The sequence below is a fragment of the Pseudomonas sp. genome (assembly GCF_035554175.1).
GTDB lineage: Bacteria > Pseudomonadota > Gammaproteobacteria > Pseudomonadales > Pseudomonadaceae > Aquipseudomonas.
Map to the genome: position 1 here is coordinate 200,288 of NZ_DATMIV010000018.1, position 14,990 is coordinate 215,277.

A 14,990-nucleotide genomic window follows, 5' to 3' on the forward strand; every position below is an offset into this window, starting at 1 on the left:
CGGCGAGGATTATTTCGCTTTCACACCTTCAAACGAAACATACAGCTCGACCACATCGGACTTCGGACCGAGGTCTTTCTGCTTGCCGAAATCGGAACGCTTGATCGTGGTGGTGCCTTCGAAGCCGGCGCGGTAACCGCCCCATGGATCCTTGCCTTCGCCCAGAAAAGTCGCCTTGACGACAACCGGCTTGGTCACGCCCAGCAGGGTCAGGTCGCCGGTGACGTCAGCGGTGTTGGCACCGGTGGATTTGACGCTGGTGGAAACGAAAGTGGCCTTGCCGAATTTGCTGGCGTTGAGGAAGTCAGCGCTGGCGATGTGCTTGTCGCGTTCGGCGTGGTTGGTGAACACGCTGGCGGTGTTTACATTGAACTCGATCTTGCTGTCTTCAGGCTTGGCAGCGTCAAAGCTGAACTTGCCGTCGATGTCCTTGAAGGAACCGGTGATGTAGCTGTAGCCCAGGTGGCTGATCTTGAAGTCGACGAAGGCGTGCTGGCCTTCCTTGTCTACCACATAGTCAGCAGCCATTACGTTGGCGGACAGCACGGCAGAACCGATTGCCAGAGCGGCCAGAGTCTTTTTCAACATGCTTTCTTTTCCTTTGAGTCGAGGTTGAATTTCAGGCTTTGCGACCGAGCATTCGGGTAAGGGTCGCATCACGATCGATAAAGTGGTGCTTCAATGCTGCCAACGCATGGAGGCCGGAAAAAATTACCAGCGCCCACGCCAGCCAGAGATGAATCACCCCAGCGGTATCTGCCTGATCCGGTAGTCCGGAGAGCAGAGCAGGAACTTCGAACAGGCCAAACACCGGGATCCCGACACCGTCTGCGGTGGAAATCAGGTAACCGGCAATCATCACAGCGAACAGCGCAAGGTACAGAAACCCGTGGCCGAATTTAGCGCCGATGCGGGTCATGCGGCTGTAGCTTTGCAGCGTTGGCGGCGGCGGGCTGATGAAACGCCACAACACCCGCAACACCATCACAGCGAGCAGCACCAGACCGATGCTCTTGTGCAGATCCGGCGCGTCTTTGCGCCAGGTGCTGTAGTAATCCAGCCCGACCATCCACAGACCCAGCGCAAACAGCCCGAAGACCGCCAGCGCCACACCCCAGTGCATGAAGATGCTGACCCAACCATAGCGCGAAGAAGAGTTACGTAGCTGCATTGCCCAAATCCTGTGAGAACTGCGAACCAAGACTAGCGAGTTATCTATCGAATTAAAGCGGAAAATTTTGCTTTGAAATATCGAGAAATACGATCAAGAGTCTGGAAGTGGCGTGTTAAGGAAAGATTAAAGGCAAAAGTGTGGCGGGATGTGGATGAGATTTGCGCAGTCGAGTGCGCTCTTGTGGCGAGGGAGCTTGCTCTAGCTGGAGGCCGAAGGACTCCCAAAAACACAGCTGCGCAGCGCATTGGAAATATCGGCTCTCCAGGATTTACGACTGCTTCGCAGCCGAGCGGGAGCAAGCTCCCTCGCCACAGGGGTTGTGCTCAGGCAATAAAAAAAGCGCGGCATGAAAGCCGCGCTTTTTCATTCACCGAAAAGCCTTACTGCGCTTTGGTCTCGGTGGTCGCATCAGGCTTGGCTGCAGGCTTCTTCGCCGGTTCAGCTTTTTTCGCTGCGGGTTTGGCAGCCGGCTTTTTCGTTTCGGTCTTGGCCGCAGGCTTCTTCGCCGCAGGCTTGGCCGCCGCTTTCTTCGCTGGCTCGGCTTTCACCGGTGCCGCTGGCTTCGGTGCTTCCACCGGAGCGGGCGCAGGGGTCGGAGTCGGTGCAGGCGCTGGAGCAACAGGTACAGGCGCTGGCTCTGGTGCCTTCACAGGCTCTGGCTTCTTCTCGTCATCCGCACCGCCAAACAGGTTAGTGAAGAAGTTGCCCTTCTTCGCCGCCAGAGCACCCGCTGCACCCGCCGCCGCTGCAGCCGGAACCACTTTGACCGGTTCAAACGACTTGCCTGCCGCCAGATCTTCCACCTGGCTGGCCGCGCGCTGGCCGGTACGCAGTGCGCCTTCCAGCGTGCCCGGGTACAAGGTGTCGGTGTGTTCGCCGGCGAACGCTACGCGCTGCAGCGGACGCTCCCACAGCCGCCAGAACTTGCTGATCTGGCCCGGGCCGTAAGCCAGGTAAGCGCCGCCCATCGACGGGTCGGTGCTGTAACGACGGATTTCATAACCGGTGAACGAGCCACGGGCCTGTGGATAAAACGCGTGCAGACGAATCAGCACCTGATCGACCATCTGCTTGTCGCCGAACGCCTGCATGACGCGGGCGTTATCGCCGGACAGGTTGATCACCACGTTGGCACCGCCCTTCAGCGCCGGTTCGATCCAGAGCATGCCCAGACCGGTATTACTGTAGATCTCGCCGGACATGCGCGACTTGCTTTCCCACACCGGCGTCTTGAACTTCAGCATGATCTGGTCGCGCCAACCGTAGTTGGTGCCCTTGATCGCTGCCAAGTGCTGAGCATCCAGCGCCGGGGTCAGGGCGATCTTGTTCAGCGCGCGCAACGGCACCGCCAGCACCACGTAATCAGCCTGATAGCCGACGCTGCCGACCTTGACGGTCACGCCGTCCTTGTCCTGGGTGATGGCCGAGACCGGCGAGTTGGTCTTGATGGTCTTGATCTGTTTGACGAAGGCCTGGGCCAGCACCTGGCTGCCGCCGACCAGACGCGAGGCGCGCAGGTCGCGGTCGGAAACGCCGCGATAGACGCGATTCTGCTGGGCGAAATACAGCAGCGACAGACGCGAGGGTTCGTCGTAGTGGGTGCGGATGTCCTGGTTGATCAACTGACGCGCCGTGGCCGGCAGGTTCTGCTTGTCGAGCCAGCTCGATACAGTGATCTGATCCAGCGCATGCAGGGTGGCAGTCGCCGCCGGGTTCTGCGGATCGTCGATCGAGCGTGCCAGATCGTCGAGGGTTTTCTGGTAGCGCTTGAGCGCATCGGCGGTGGCTGGTTGCCTGGTGGCCAGATCAGCGGCGGAGAAATAATCGCCGTCGATCAGATAGCTTGGGGTACGCACGAATTCCGGCGCCGGCGTGGTGCCGAGCTTGAAGGTCGAGACGTACTTGTTCAGCACCGGCTGGGTCTTGTCGTTGCCGATCCACTCGCTGGTGGCCATGCCCGAGCGACCGCCCAGGCTCGGTTTGGCTTCCAGCAGAGTGACCTGCCAGCCCTTGTTCTGCAGCTCGTAAGCGGCAGTCAGACCCGACAGGCCGCCGCCGATCACGATTGCGGTTTTATCCTTGGCCAGCGCCGTAACGCTGAACAGCCCCAACATCACCAGCGCACAGACGCGCAGCCAACCGACAGACATTCAGCGAACTCCGGAAAAACATGTGGGAAAAAGCAGTTTTGCGAGTCAGACAACTCGAAGAACCGCGAAGAATACGTTAGCCATCAAAACGCCGCCAGCGACGTCTATCGGCTCAGACAAAGTAGTTCAATCGACACAATGGGTTGTTCCCGCGCGATGCATTGCATAGGCTTGCGCGATTGTTCGCCCGCGCCAGACGCGAGCCGCCTCGAGGAGACTGTAAATGGGCCTGAATAACCAGTGGATGCAACGCGATCTCGCGGTGTTGTGGCATCCCTGCACCCAGATGAAAGACCACGAACAGCTGCCGCTGATCCCGATCAAGCGCGGCGAAGGCGTCTGGCTCGAAGACTTCGAAGGCAAGCGTTACCTCGACGCAGTCAGCTCGTGGTGGGTCAATGTGTTCGGCCACGCCAACCCGCGCATCAACCAGCGCATCAAGGATCAGGTCGATCAGCTTGAGCACGTGATCCTTGCCGGTTTCAGCCATCAGCCGGTGATCGAACTGTCCGAGCGTCTGGTGAAGATGACGCCGGAAGGCTTGAACCGGGTGTTCTACGCCGATAACGGCTCGTCGTGCATCGAAGTCGCGCTGAAAATGAGCTTTCACTACTGGCTCAATCGCGGCCAGCCGAATAAAAAGCGCTTCGTCACCCTGACCAACAGTTACCACGGTGAAACCATGGCGGCGATGGCCGTCGGCGATGTGCCGCTGTTCACCGAAACCTACAAAGCACTGCTGATGGACACCATCAAAGTGCCGAGCCCGGATTGCTATCTGCGCCCCGCCGGCATGAGCTGGGAAGAGCACTCGCGCAACATGTTCGCGGCGATGGAACAGGCTCTGGCGGAAAATCATGACAGCGTCGCGGCAGTGATCGTCGAGCCGCTGATTCAGGGCGCCGGCGGCATGCGCATGTACCACCCGGTGTACCTGAAACTGTTGCGCGAAGCCTGCGACCGTTACGGTGTGCACCTGATCCACGACGAAATCGCCGTAGGTTTCGGCCGCACCGGGGCGATGTTCGCCTGTGAACAGGCCGGCATCCGCCCGGACTTCCTGTGCCTGTCGAAAGCCCTCACCGGCGGCTACCTGCCGCTGGCGGCGTGCCTGACCACCGACGAGGTCTACAGCGCGTTCTACGACGACTACCCGACCCTGCGCGCCTTCCTCCATTCGCACAGCTACACCGGCAACCCGCTGGCGTGCGCGGCGGCGTTGGCGACGCTGGATATCTTCGAGCAGGACAACGTCATCGAGAACAACCAGGCCCTGGCTCAGCGCATGGCCTCGGCGACAGCGCATCTGATCGACCACCCGAACGTCGCGGAAGTGCGCCAGACCGGCATGGTCCTGGCCATCGAGATGGTCAAGGATAAGGCCACGAAAGAGGCCTACCCTTGGCAGGAACGTCGCGGTTTGAAGGTGTTCCAGCATGCGCTGGAACGTGGCGCGCTGTTGCGGCCGCTGGGCAGCGTGGTGTATTTCCTGCCGCCCTACGTGATCACTCCGGAGCAGATCGACTTTCTGGCCGAAGTGGCGAGTGAAGGCATCGACATCGCTACCCGTGACAGCGTCAGTGTCGCCGTGCCGCAGGACTTCCATCCGGGATTCCGCGATCCGGGCTGATTCAAACTTTCGGGTGCCTGGACTGCTGCTTTCGCGAGCAGGCTCGCTCCCACAGGGGAATGCATTGCAAGTGTGGGAGCGAGCCTGCTCGCGAATGAAGTCGACGCGGCCCCCACTGATTCACATCTTTCAAGAGACCCGAAATGAGACTGTCCCGCTTCTTTATCGACGCCCCGCTGAGCACCGGCGAACACGAACTGCCGGAAGCCCAGGCGCATTACATCAGCCGCGTGTTGCGCATGGCCGAGGGCGATGCCGTGCAGTTGTTCGACGGCTCCGGTCATGAGTTTCGCGGTGCGCTGGTGGAAGTCGGCAAGAAACGCGTGGTGGTGCAGATCGACGAGCAATTCGCCGGGCAGGTCGAATCGCCGCTGCACATCCACCTCGGCCAGGGCTTGTCCCGGGGCGAGCGCATGGATTGGGCGATTCAAAAAGCCACCGAACTGGGCGTCACTGAAATCACCCCGATCTTCAGCGAGCGCTGCGAAGTGCGCCTCAAGGACGAACGCGCCGACAAGCGCTTGCTGCATTGGCGTCAGGTGGCGATCAGCGCGTGCGAACAGTGCGGGCGCTCACGGGTGCCGGTGATTCATCCGCCGGTGCTGCTGGGGGACTGGATCAAGCACAGCGATGCCGAATTGAAACTGGTGCTGCACCCGGTGGCCGAGCCGCTGGTCAGCCATGCCAGACCGGCGACACTGGCATTCCTGATCGGGCCTGAAGGTGGCTTGACGGACGCCGAAGTCGAGCAGGCCAAGGCCAACGGTTTTCACGCCGCCCGCCTCGGCCCGCGGGTGCTGCGCACCGAGACGGCGCCGGTGGTGGCGCTGGCTGTTGCACAACAGCTGTGGGGGGATTTCTAAGACGCCAAAAGATCGCAGCCTTCGGCAGCTCCTACAATTGAAATGCATTCCAATGTAGGAGCTGCCGAAGGCTGCGATCTTTTGATCTTGCTTCAAAGAACGTAAAACAGAATCGCGACAAAGTGCAGCAGACTCCCGGCAATCACGAACAGATGCCAGATGCCGTGGGCATGCCGCAGCCGGTGATCCAACGCGAAGAAGATAATCCCCACCGTATACAGCACACCGCCCGACGCCAGCCAGGCAAACCCCGCTGTCCCTAGCGCGGCGATCAACGGCTTGACCGCGACCAGCACGATCCAGCCCATCACTGCGTAAATCACGATCGACAGAATCCGCGCCTCGGAGCGCGGTTTGATTTCCTGCAGGATGCCGATCAATGCCAGCCCCCAGACAATCCCGAACAACGTCCAGCCCCACGGCCCGCGTAACGTCACCAGGCAGAACGGCGTGTAGCTGCCGGCGATCAACAGGTAGATCGAAAAATGATCGACCTTTTTCATGATCGCTTTCTTGCGCCCGCGCACGCTGTGGTACACGGTCGAAGCGCTGTAGAGCACCAGCAAGGTGAACGCGTAAATCGCCACGCTGACGATCTTCCATGGACTGCCGTCGAGGCTGGCAATCACCAACATCCACACGCCGCCGATAAACGCCGCGACGGCCCCGACCAGATGGGTCCAGGCGTTGAGTTTTTCCCCGTGATACATGTGTCGCACACCTCGTAATCGCTACCGCAAGCGCGCAAGGCTCGGGCCTTGAGCGTAAAAGCGCAAGTTTGCGTTCAACACGATCCCCTGTAGGAGCTGCCGAAGGCTGCGATCTTTTGATCTTCCGTGCACAATCGGCCGATAGCAAAAAGAGTCCGCGCCATGCTGATCGACGAAGAATTGACCCTGAAAAAACTCGAGGTGTTCCTCGCCTTCATGCGCACTGGCAACCTCGCCCGCGCCGCCGCGCAGTTGCAGACCAGCAACGTCAGCGTGCACCGCGCCATTCATTCGCTTGAGAACGCCCTGCGCTGCCCGCTGTTCAAACACGAAGGCCGCAACCTGACGCCACTGGAAAGCGCCTACGTGCTGGAAGAGCGCGCGCAGAAACTTATCAACGACGTCGTTGACAGCGTGCGCCTGACCCGCGAGGCGGCCGGGTTTTCCGCCGAGCGTTTCAAGCTCGGCTCGCTGTATTCGCTAACGGTCAAGACCGTGCCGCAATTGATCATGGGCCTGAAAATCCGCCGCAGCGAACTCAATATCGACCTGATCCTCGGCTCGAACATCGACCTGCTCTACAAGCTGAAAAACATGGAAGTCGACGCGATTCTGGTGTCGCTGGACGACAGCATCAACGACCCCGATTGCGAACAGATTGCGCTGTTTTCCGACGACATCTTCCTCGCCACCCCGGCCGATTCAAAATTCGCTCAGCGCAGTGAAGTCGATCTGGCGCAAGTGCGCAATGAAACTTTCATCACCCTGACCCAGGGCTTCGCCACCCATCAGGACGGTGTGCGGGTATTCAAGCAAGCGGGGTTCGAGCCGAAGGTGGCAATGCAGGTCAATGATATTTTCACCCTGCTGAGCATGGTCAGTTCGGGTGTGGGTTATGCGTTGCTGCCAGGAAGGATTGCGGCGGTGTACGAGAATCGGGTGAAGCTGATTGCGTTGCAGGAAAAGTACCGCTTGCAGCAGCACATTGGCGTGGTGTTTCTCAAGGCCAAGGAGCGCGATCCGAATCTGCTGGCATTGCTGGCGGAGTGTCGGATGTATGCCAATCGCCAGAATTAACCTGTGGCGAGGGAGCAAGCTCCCCCGCCACAACAACATTCAGCGTTTCAGCCGACAATCGCGCGAACAATGAAGAACAACAGCGACGGCCCCAGCAAACACCCAAGCCCGGTGTGAAAGGTGGCCGTCAACGCCCCGTACGGCACCAGGCGCCGATCCGTCGCCGCCAGCCCCGCCGTTACCCCGCTCACCGTCCCGGCCAGCCCGCCAAACACCATTGCCGAACGCGGATTGTCCAGGCCCATCCAGCGCGCCGCGACCGGGGTGCCGACCATCACCAGAATCGCCTTGATCAGCCCGGTGGCAATCGACAGCGCCATCACATCCGACGTCGCGCCGATCGCCGCACCCGTCACCGGCCCGACAATGTAGGTCACCGCGCCGGCGCCAATGGTGGTCATGCTCACCGCATCGCGATAACCGAAGGTCCAGGCCATGCACGCGCCGACAATGAATGGCAGGATCGTGCCCAGCAGCAAGGCGATCACGCCGATCATCCCGGCCTTCTTCGCTTCGGTCGCCTGCACTTCGAACGCGGTGGCGACGATGGCGAAGTCACGCAACATCGCCCCGCCCATCAGGCCGATGCCGGAGAACAGCGTCAGATCCGCCAGGCCTTTCTGCCCGCCGGTCATGGTGCCGCCAACCCAGGCCAGCACCAGGCCGATGACGATGGCAATCGCCGAGCCGTGGATGCGCCCGAAGGTCAAGCGCCTGGAGAGAATCACCGACACCCACATGATCACGCCGACAAAGGCGAATGCGGTGATCAGCCCATTGTGTTCCAGACCTTTTTCGATGAGTTCCCACATGTCAGCGACCTCCTATCGGGGTGCCGATCGGGGAGATTTCCGCCGGTTCGTCGGGCAACGGTTCGCCCTTGTGGGTGCGGCTGATCAGGGCAATCGTGCAACCACAAACCACCACTGAACCGATTGCCGCCAGCACCGCAACCGGGCCACCGTGCAGGGCGGTGACGACGTTCTGTTGCGCGGCCATGGCTACCACCACCGGAATGTACATCGCGCCCCAGAAGCCAACGCCCATCTCGCAGTCCTTGGTCATGCCGCCACGCCTTTGCATCCACAAGCGCGCGCAGATCAGCAGGATCATGGCGATGCCGACCCCGCCGACGTTGGATTTGACGCCCAGCAATACGCCGAGCATGTCACCCATGATCACCCCTGCCAGCGTACAGATCGCCAACAGCGCCACACCGTAAATAATCATTGTTGTAGTCCTCAAAGTGCATCGTCGAATGTTGTTTTTGTTGTCGAAGCTTGAGTCGGCGGTCTTAAGGTCGGCGGCCATCCTCCTCACGCAGAAGCGCTTGCAGGGTATCGAGTCGGGCACTGTCGAAGGCAGCGACGGTGCCCTGTTCGAACACCCGGCGCGCCAGCCCGGTCAGCACCGCACCGGGCGGCAGTTCGATCTGTAAACGCACGCCGCGCTCGTAGGCGCTCTGCACGGTGCCGCGCCAATCCACCATGCGGCACATGTTGAAGGCGAGGTCGTCGCGCAAGGCATCAGGCTTGATCAGCGGACGCGCGCGGCTGCCGCTCAGATAAGCCATCTGCGGCGTTTTCAGTGGAATTTTCGCAAAGGCTTCGGCGAGGGTTTGCGCCGGTTGTTCCAGCAGCGGGCAGTGCGACGGCACGCTCACGGCCAGACGTTTTGCCAGTCCGGCGCCACGACTGCGCGCCAGCTCGGCCACCGCTTGCATCGCCCTGTCGCTGCCGGCAATCACCAGCTGATTGTCGGCATTGATGTTGGCCAGATACACCGGCGTATCTTCACTGTGCACCTGCGCCAGCAGTGTTTCGACTGTGGATAATTGCAGGCCGATGATCGCGGTCATCCCGTAGCCCTGTGGATAAGCCTGTTGCATCAGCTCCCCGCGCAGGCTGACCAGATGCAGCGCATCGCTGAAACTCAAGGCCCCCGCCACCACCGCCGCCGGATAAGCGCCGATGGACAGGCCGGCGACGTAATCCGCAGTCAGTTCATCCTGCAATAACTGCCGTGAGCCAGCGACACCGGCGATCAGCAAGCACAGCTGAACCGCTCTGGTCGTGCGCAATGCCTCGGCAGAATCCAGCAGCAAGACATCCTCGCCGAGCACATCACTGGCCTCGACCAGCGTTTCCCGAGGCAAACGCTGCAGCATGCCCGCTTGCTGCGCGCCCTGGCCGGGAAACACCAGCAGACTGCTCACGCTGCCCGCTCCTGCGGGTTCCACGGATCAGCCACCAGACACGCCTGATGCGCATTTTTCAGCAGCACCCGCGCCGAGCCACTGGCCCATTCGCGTAAGGCGAGTGCACCGAATGGTGTCTGCAATTGCATATCGACCCGGCACACGGCTCGATCCACCAGCGCGACCAGTTCGCGCGCCTGAACACGCGTCATCAACTGCGGTGTACGCAGGATCAAATCGAGATCGCTGGCCGCGTGCATCGCTGCAAAACCACTGGCCAATTCAAACCCTGCGCTGCCGCTGACACCCCAGACCAAACCGCAATCATCGAGCGGCGATCGCAATTGCTTGAGTGCCTGCACCACTGGCAAATCTCGCGGGCTGTCGACATCACACAGCGCCTCGGGACTGACCCGCCGCGCAATCGAATCAAGCGGCATGAACCCCGCCAACCGCTGCTCGCGTAAAACTCCACGCACACCGACGGCAACAAAACCTTCCTGACTCAACGCCCGCCGCACCACCACCGGTTGCCCGGCCGCGAGCGCCTCTACCGCCCACGCTGGCGCATCAGCCGGCAACTGCGCAGGCGTCATGCCCCAGAGCAGGTCGTGGGCCAGGGGCATGCTCACCACTGCGCCCTCAGCAATTCGCGGACTCGGCTGGAAGCTGCACGATTGCTCGCGCCAAGGCGGCCCTTCAAATCGCTGCCGGTGACATCGTTGATCGCTTGCTTCAGGCACTCGGTCACCCGCGCCAGATCTTCCGTCGTTGGTTGCTCGATCTGCTGCACCGAGAGGGTTTCCCAGAGCAGACCGAGGCTGGCGTAACTGTCGATGTCGTAGGCCATCGGCGGCACGCTCGAGGCCAGCGCTTCCAGTTCTTCAACGCTGCGCAACGTCACCCGCGCGGCCGATGCCTTGCCCATTGCATGCACCATCACGCAGGGGTCACGCAAAGCAATCAGGCGATTGGCCTGATAACCGTGGGCAAGAAATGCACCGGACATGGCCTTGCCCACCAGCAGCGCAATCACCGGGTGCCCGGCCAGCCGCGCACGGGCATAGCTGTCTGCCGCGCCGGCCAGCGCCTGATGAATGCCGAGGGCTTCTTCGCGCCGGCCATACGCCTGACTTGGCACATCGACGATGGCGATGATCGGGCGTTTCCGCGCGTTGTCGCGGTCGGCCGTAATCGCATCATCCACAGCCTTGGCCAGACCCCAGCCTTCGAGCAAACCGACTTCGCCGTTACGGGCGCGGGGAAAACGATTGTCCGGGTCAGCCACCACGGCGATAACACGTCCGAGCTCAGCGTCGGCCACTTTCAATGACGGCGGCAAACCTTCAACGACATTTGCGCCCGCGCTGAGCGCGTTGAACCAGTGCAAACCGCGCAATGAATAACCGCTCATGAGCGCTCTCCTTGGTACAGATCGCGAACCACCGACGGTTCGATTTGCTTGTCCGTGTCCAGGCTCGCCAAGCGTTTGAGGAACCACTCGGCGCGCTGGCTGCGCGGTTGCGCGGGCAAGCCCTGCTGGAGCAGTTCATTCACCTGCTGCCGAATCTGCGCCACGTCATCGCCGACATAACGATCCACCAGACCGCTGTTGAAGCGCTGCTCGCCGCCGGTCAGGCTCCAGATGAATGGCCGGTCGCGGGAGTCGTATTCCTCGATTCCGGCTTCCTGCTCGATCACCTGCGGGCCATTCAAACCGAGGCGCGCTTCTTGAGTCACCAGCAGATAGCTGCACAGCGCCGCGGCGATCGACATGCCGCCGAAACAACCGACGCTGCCGGCCACGACACCGACCACCGGTTGGTAGCGCTGCAAATCGACAATCGCCGCATGAATATCGGCAATCGCCGCAAGGCCCAGATTGGCTTCCTGCAAACGCACGCCACCGGTCTCCAGCAGCAACACCGCGCGGGTGAGGACGCCGTTGCGATTGTCTTCGGCGGCCAGTTCCAGCGCGCCAGCAATTTTCGCCCCGCCGACTTCGCCGAGGCTGCCACCCTGGAATGCGCCTTCGATCGCCGCGATGACCACTGGCAAACCGTCGAGGCTGCCCTTGGCGATGACCACGCCGTCATCGGCTTGGGGCACCACGCCCTGGCGCTCCAGCCACGGCGACATGACCCGCTGAAACGGATCGAGCAATTCGCGAAAGGTGCCCGCATCGAGCAAGGCTTTCGCCCGCTGCCGCGCGCCGAGTTCGACGAAGCTGTGTTTGTTCAGCAGCGCTGCGCTGTCAGTCATGGCCGATCTCCTCGAAACCCTGTTCCAGCCGCAGGCGCACCACACCGGGGGTGGCGCCGAAATCGTGGATATCGATGGCCATCGCCGGCGGCGTGGTGCCGTCGAACATCCGTGCAAACAGGTGCTGCCAGCGCTGCTGCGCGCCGTTGACCGAGGTCTGCACATTGATCGTCAGCTTGCCGGCCGCCCCCGGTTCGATCAGCACTTCCAGATCGCCCGAGCCGACGCAACCGACCAGAGCGCGTCCGCGTGGCGGCTGCCCGGCGGGGAATTCAAACGATAGGCTTTCCATCAAAACGCTCCCTGAAGGATGCCGTCGTGCTCGATGCGGTCGAGCAGCAGCGTGGCCGCGAGCAAGTCGGCGGCGCCACCGGGCGAGGCATTCAATGCGATGAGTTGTTGATCGAGTTCGTGCAGGCGCCGACGCCCGCTGAGGCTCGCGCAGCCGCCGGCATCGAGCACTGCTTGCGCGCCGGACTGCATGGCGTGCAGGCCGGGTTCGCCAGCGCGGTAGAGCACGCAGGTGTCGGCCAGCTCGGTCATGATCGCCAGCAAGGCGTCGAGTCGGGCGTTCTGTTCGCCGTGACCTTTGGCGCGACTTTTGTGCAGTTGCGGCAGGCCGCGTTGCAGCACTGAGGGAAAGCCGAGTTGCGCTTCTTCCTTGGCACCACGTTTGCCGTAGCGCTGGGCCACTTGTGCGCCGTGGCTTCGCGGTTTCGGTGCATGGCGATCGTCGAGCAGTGCCAGGCGTGCGGCACACAGAGCGATGGATTTCGGTTGCAGCGCGGCGGCTGTCACCAACAGTCCCAACGCCCAGATTGCGCCGCGATGAGTGTTGACGCCGTTGGTGGTCGCGAGCATGGCTTGCTCGCCCTCGCGGCCAATGCGGCCAATCGCTTCGCGCAACGGCAAACCGATTTCACCAATCTCCAGCGCTGCCTCGGCCATTTCCTTGAACGCCGGCCACAACGCCAGCGCCGAAGCGTGCATCAGGCCCAGGTGCAGATCGGTGTGCGCGCCGTTGCCGCGACGGTCGACCAGCGCCGGTTTCGGCGACAGATCGGCCTCGTCGATCAGCGCATCCACCGCCAGATCGGCCAATCGATCCGCCAGTGACAGCGATTTCGCTTGCAGGTTGAGTGCGTGCATTACCAGCTCCTGAATTTGGCGGGCGGGTTGTAGAGGCCGCCGGACCACTCGACCAGATCGGCCACGCTTTTCGCTGCGAGCAATTCGCGAGTGGCGTCGGTGCGGCGGATGCCGAGGTCTTCGGGCAAGGCAATCAGGCCTTCGCGGCGCATGCGTTCAGTGTCTTTCGGGTTGTGCCGCAGGCCGATGGCGGTAACGCCGGCGACGGCTGCGATCATCGCCTGGCGCTCTTGCAGCGAGCGCGCCTTGTACAGGTAGGCGATGCCTTCTTCGGTGAGCAGGTGGGTGACGTCGTCGCCATAGATCATGATCGGCGCCAGCGGCATGCCGCTTTTCTTCGCTACTTCCACCGCGTCGAGGGTTTCGACGAAGGTCGGTTTGCCGCCCTCCTGGAACGTCTCGACCATTTGCACCACGAGTTTCTTGCCGCGTTCGAGCATCGGTTGCTGCGCATCGGCGTGGCGCATGTCCAGCCACGCCGGAGTGCCGTGACGCCGACCGCGTGGGTCATGGCCCATGTTCGGCGCACCACCGAAACCGGCGAGACGGCCACGGGTCACGGTCGAGGAATGGCCGTCGCCGTCGACCTGCAGCGTCGCACCAATGAACAGATCCACCGCGTATTGCCCGGCCAGTTGGCAGAACATCCGATTGGAGCGCAGCGAGCCGTCGCGCCCGGTGAAGAACACATCAGGCCGGGCGGCGATGTAGTTTTCCATGCCCAGTTCAGTGCCGAAGCAATGCACGCTTTCGACCCAGCCGCTTTCAATCGCCGGGATCAAAGTCGGGTGCGGGTTGAGCGTCCAGTTGCGGCAGATCTTGCCCTTCAAACCGAGTGATTGGCCGTAGGTCGGCAGGATCAGCTCAATGGCGGCAGTGTTGAAACCGATGCCGTGGTTAAGCGACTGCACATTGTGCTTCTCGTAGATGCCACGGATCGCCATCATCGCCATCAGCACGTGGACAGGCTTGATATGGCGCGGGTCGCGGGTGAACAGCGGTTCGATGTAGAACGGCTTGTCGGCCACCACGACGAAATCGACCCATGACGCCGGAATGTCTACTCGGGGAAGCTCGCTGACGTCGTCGACCAATTGGTTGACCTGGACGATGACGATGCCGTCGCTGAACGCCGCCGGTTCGATCAGTGCGGGGGTGTCTTCGGTGCTCGGACCGGTGTAGATATTGCCGGCACGGTCGGCCATGAAACCGGCCGAGAGCACGACGTTGGGGATCAGGTCCACGACGAGGCGGGCATAGAGTTCGATGTAGGTGTGAATGGCGCCGACTTCGAGCAAGCCATCTTCAAGCAACTGGCTGATGCGCAGGCTCTGGGTGCCGGCGAAGGAGAAATCGAGCTTGCGGGCGATGCCGCGTTCGAACAGATCGAGGTGTTCGGAGCGGCCGACGCTGGGCATGATCATGTGCAGATCGTGTAGCTTGGCCGGGTCGGCCTTGGCCAGCGAGCGCGAAAGGAAATCCGCCTGCTTCTGGTTGTTGCCCTCGAGCACCACGCGATCGCCGGGATGGATCAGCGCTTCGAGCGCGGCGACGATTCTGTCACTGGGCAACACCGCACCGTCGGCCAGCCCGCGCACCTTGTCGAGCCGCCGCTGCTTCTCATCACGCCGCCGCGTCCAGCGTGAGTCGGGGGAAATTGTTGTTGTCATGCTCACTCCACGGGGTTCGCTGTCGTGGAGCCACGTTAGGCGCGTGTGGTGAGGGCATCAATCAAGCTGGGAGGTGAATCATTACGCTGAGCGTAACGGACAAGCTGA

General features: G+C 61.7%; 16 protein-coding genes. 3 read left to right on the forward strand and 13 right to left on the reverse strand.

Features of this window, described 5'->3' with window-relative positions; all coding sequences use genetic code 11:
- Positions 1-9: 9 nt before the first annotated feature.
- The 3 genes from VNV36_RS08130 to VNV36_RS08140 all read right to left on the reverse strand — a co-directional run bounded on the left by VNV36_RS08130 (position 10) and on the right by VNV36_RS08140 (position 3,324).
- On the reverse strand, positions 10-588 hold the full coding sequence (locus tag VNV36_RS08130) for a YceI family protein (protein WP_325717313.1): 579 nt from the start codon (positions 586-588) through the stop codon (positions 10-12).
- Between the two features lie 31 nt (positions 589-619).
- The gene (locus VNV36_RS08135) at positions 620-1,171 is read right to left on the reverse strand and encodes a cytochrome b (protein ID WP_110644415.1); all 552 of its coding nucleotides are present in this window, start codon (positions 1,169-1,171) and stop codon (positions 620-622) included.
- Between the two features lie 383 nt (positions 1,172-1,554).
- Positions 1,555-3,324, reverse strand: coding sequence for a flavin monoamine oxidase family protein (locus VNV36_RS08140; protein ID WP_325717314.1), 1,770 nt, complete (start codon positions 3,322-3,324; stop codon positions 1,555-1,557).
- A gap of 223 nt (positions 3,325-3,547) precedes the next feature.
- On the opposite strand from VNV36_RS08140, the gene VNV36_RS08145 reads away from it, so the two are divergent.
- Positions 3,548-4,954, forward strand: coding sequence for an adenosylmethionine--8-amino-7-oxononanoate transaminase (locus VNV36_RS08145; protein WP_325717315.1), 1,407 nt, complete (start codon positions 3,548-3,550; stop codon positions 4,952-4,954).
- Positions 4,955-5,097: 143 nt separating this feature from the next.
- The gene (locus VNV36_RS08150) at positions 5,098-5,817 is read left to right on the forward strand and encodes a 16S rRNA (uracil(1498)-N(3))-methyltransferase (protein WP_325717316.1); all 720 of its coding nucleotides are present in this window, start codon (positions 5,098-5,100) and stop codon (positions 5,815-5,817) included.
- A 92-nt stretch (positions 5,818-5,909) separates the two neighbouring features.
- Here the strand turns inward: VNV36_RS08150 and trhA are convergent, their stop codons facing one another.
- The gene (gene trhA, locus VNV36_RS08155) at positions 5,910-6,527 is read right to left on the reverse strand and encodes a PAQR family membrane homeostasis protein TrhA (RefSeq protein WP_007964065.1); all 618 of its coding nucleotides are present in this window, start codon (positions 6,525-6,527) and stop codon (positions 5,910-5,912) included.
- 162 nt (positions 6,528-6,689) lie between these two features.
- Between trhA and VNV36_RS08160 the strand changes: the two genes are divergently transcribed.
- A complete protein-coding gene (locus tag VNV36_RS08160) occupies positions 6,690-7,604 on the forward strand; it encodes a LysR family transcriptional regulator (RefSeq protein WP_325717317.1) in 915 nt (304 codons plus the stop codon).
- A 47-nt stretch (positions 7,605-7,651) separates the two neighbouring features.
- On the opposite strand, the gene madM is transcribed toward VNV36_RS08160, so the two are convergent.
- The 9 genes from madM to mdcA all read right to left on the reverse strand — a co-directional run bounded on the left by madM (position 7,652) and on the right by mdcA (position 14,882).
- Positions 7,652-8,416, reverse strand: a complete 765-nt coding sequence (gene madM / locus VNV36_RS08165) for a malonate transporter subunit MadM (protein ID WP_325717318.1) — start codon at positions 8,414-8,416, stop codon at positions 7,652-7,654.
- 1 nt (position 8,417) lies between these two features.
- Positions 8,418-8,834 (reverse strand): malonate transporter subunit MadL, encoded by a 417-nt coding sequence (gene madL, locus VNV36_RS08170; protein WP_325717319.1) that lies wholly within the window; start codon positions 8,832-8,834, stop codon positions 8,418-8,420.
- Between the two features lie 64 nt (positions 8,835-8,898).
- Positions 8,899-9,819 carry a malonate decarboxylase subunit epsilon gene (gene mdcH / locus VNV36_RS08175; RefSeq protein ID WP_325717320.1) on the reverse strand — a complete coding sequence of 307 codons (921 nt, stop codon included), beginning with the start codon at positions 9,817-9,819 and terminating at the stop codon, positions 8,899-8,901.
- Positions 9,816-10,436, reverse strand: coding sequence for a malonate decarboxylase holo-ACP synthase (locus tag VNV36_RS08180; protein ID WP_325717321.1), 621 nt, complete (start codon positions 10,434-10,436; stop codon positions 9,816-9,818). The genes mdcH and VNV36_RS08180 overlap by 4 nt, the downstream gene beginning before the upstream one ends.
- The gene (gene mdcE / locus VNV36_RS08185) at positions 10,430-11,215 is read right to left on the reverse strand and encodes a biotin-independent malonate decarboxylase subunit gamma (protein ID WP_325717322.1); all 786 of its coding nucleotides are present in this window, start codon (positions 11,213-11,215) and stop codon (positions 10,430-10,432) included. The genes VNV36_RS08180 and mdcE overlap by 7 nt, the downstream gene beginning before the upstream one ends.
- Positions 11,212-12,063, reverse strand: a complete 852-nt coding sequence (locus VNV36_RS08190) for a biotin-independent malonate decarboxylase subunit beta (protein WP_325717323.1) — start codon at positions 12,061-12,063, stop codon at positions 11,212-11,214. Before VNV36_RS08190 ends, mdcE begins: the two co-directional genes overlap by 4 nt.
- Positions 12,056-12,355 carry a malonate decarboxylase subunit delta gene (locus VNV36_RS08195; protein WP_325717324.1) on the reverse strand — a complete coding sequence of 100 codons (300 nt, stop codon included), beginning with the start codon at positions 12,353-12,355 and terminating at the stop codon, positions 12,056-12,058. Before VNV36_RS08195 ends, VNV36_RS08190 begins: the two co-directional genes overlap by 8 nt.
- The gene (locus tag VNV36_RS08200; protein ID WP_325717325.1) at positions 12,355-13,212 is read right to left on the reverse strand and encodes a triphosphoribosyl-dephospho-CoA synthase; all 858 of its coding nucleotides are present in this window, start codon (positions 13,210-13,212) and stop codon (positions 12,355-12,357) included. The genes VNV36_RS08195 and VNV36_RS08200 overlap by 1 nt, the downstream gene beginning before the upstream one ends.
- On the reverse strand, positions 13,212-14,882 hold the full coding sequence (mdcA, locus tag VNV36_RS08205) for a malonate decarboxylase subunit alpha (protein ID WP_325717326.1): 1,671 nt from the start codon (positions 14,880-14,882) through the stop codon (positions 13,212-13,214). Before mdcA ends, VNV36_RS08200 begins: the two co-directional genes overlap by 1 nt.
- Positions 14,883-14,990: the final 108 nt, after the last annotated feature.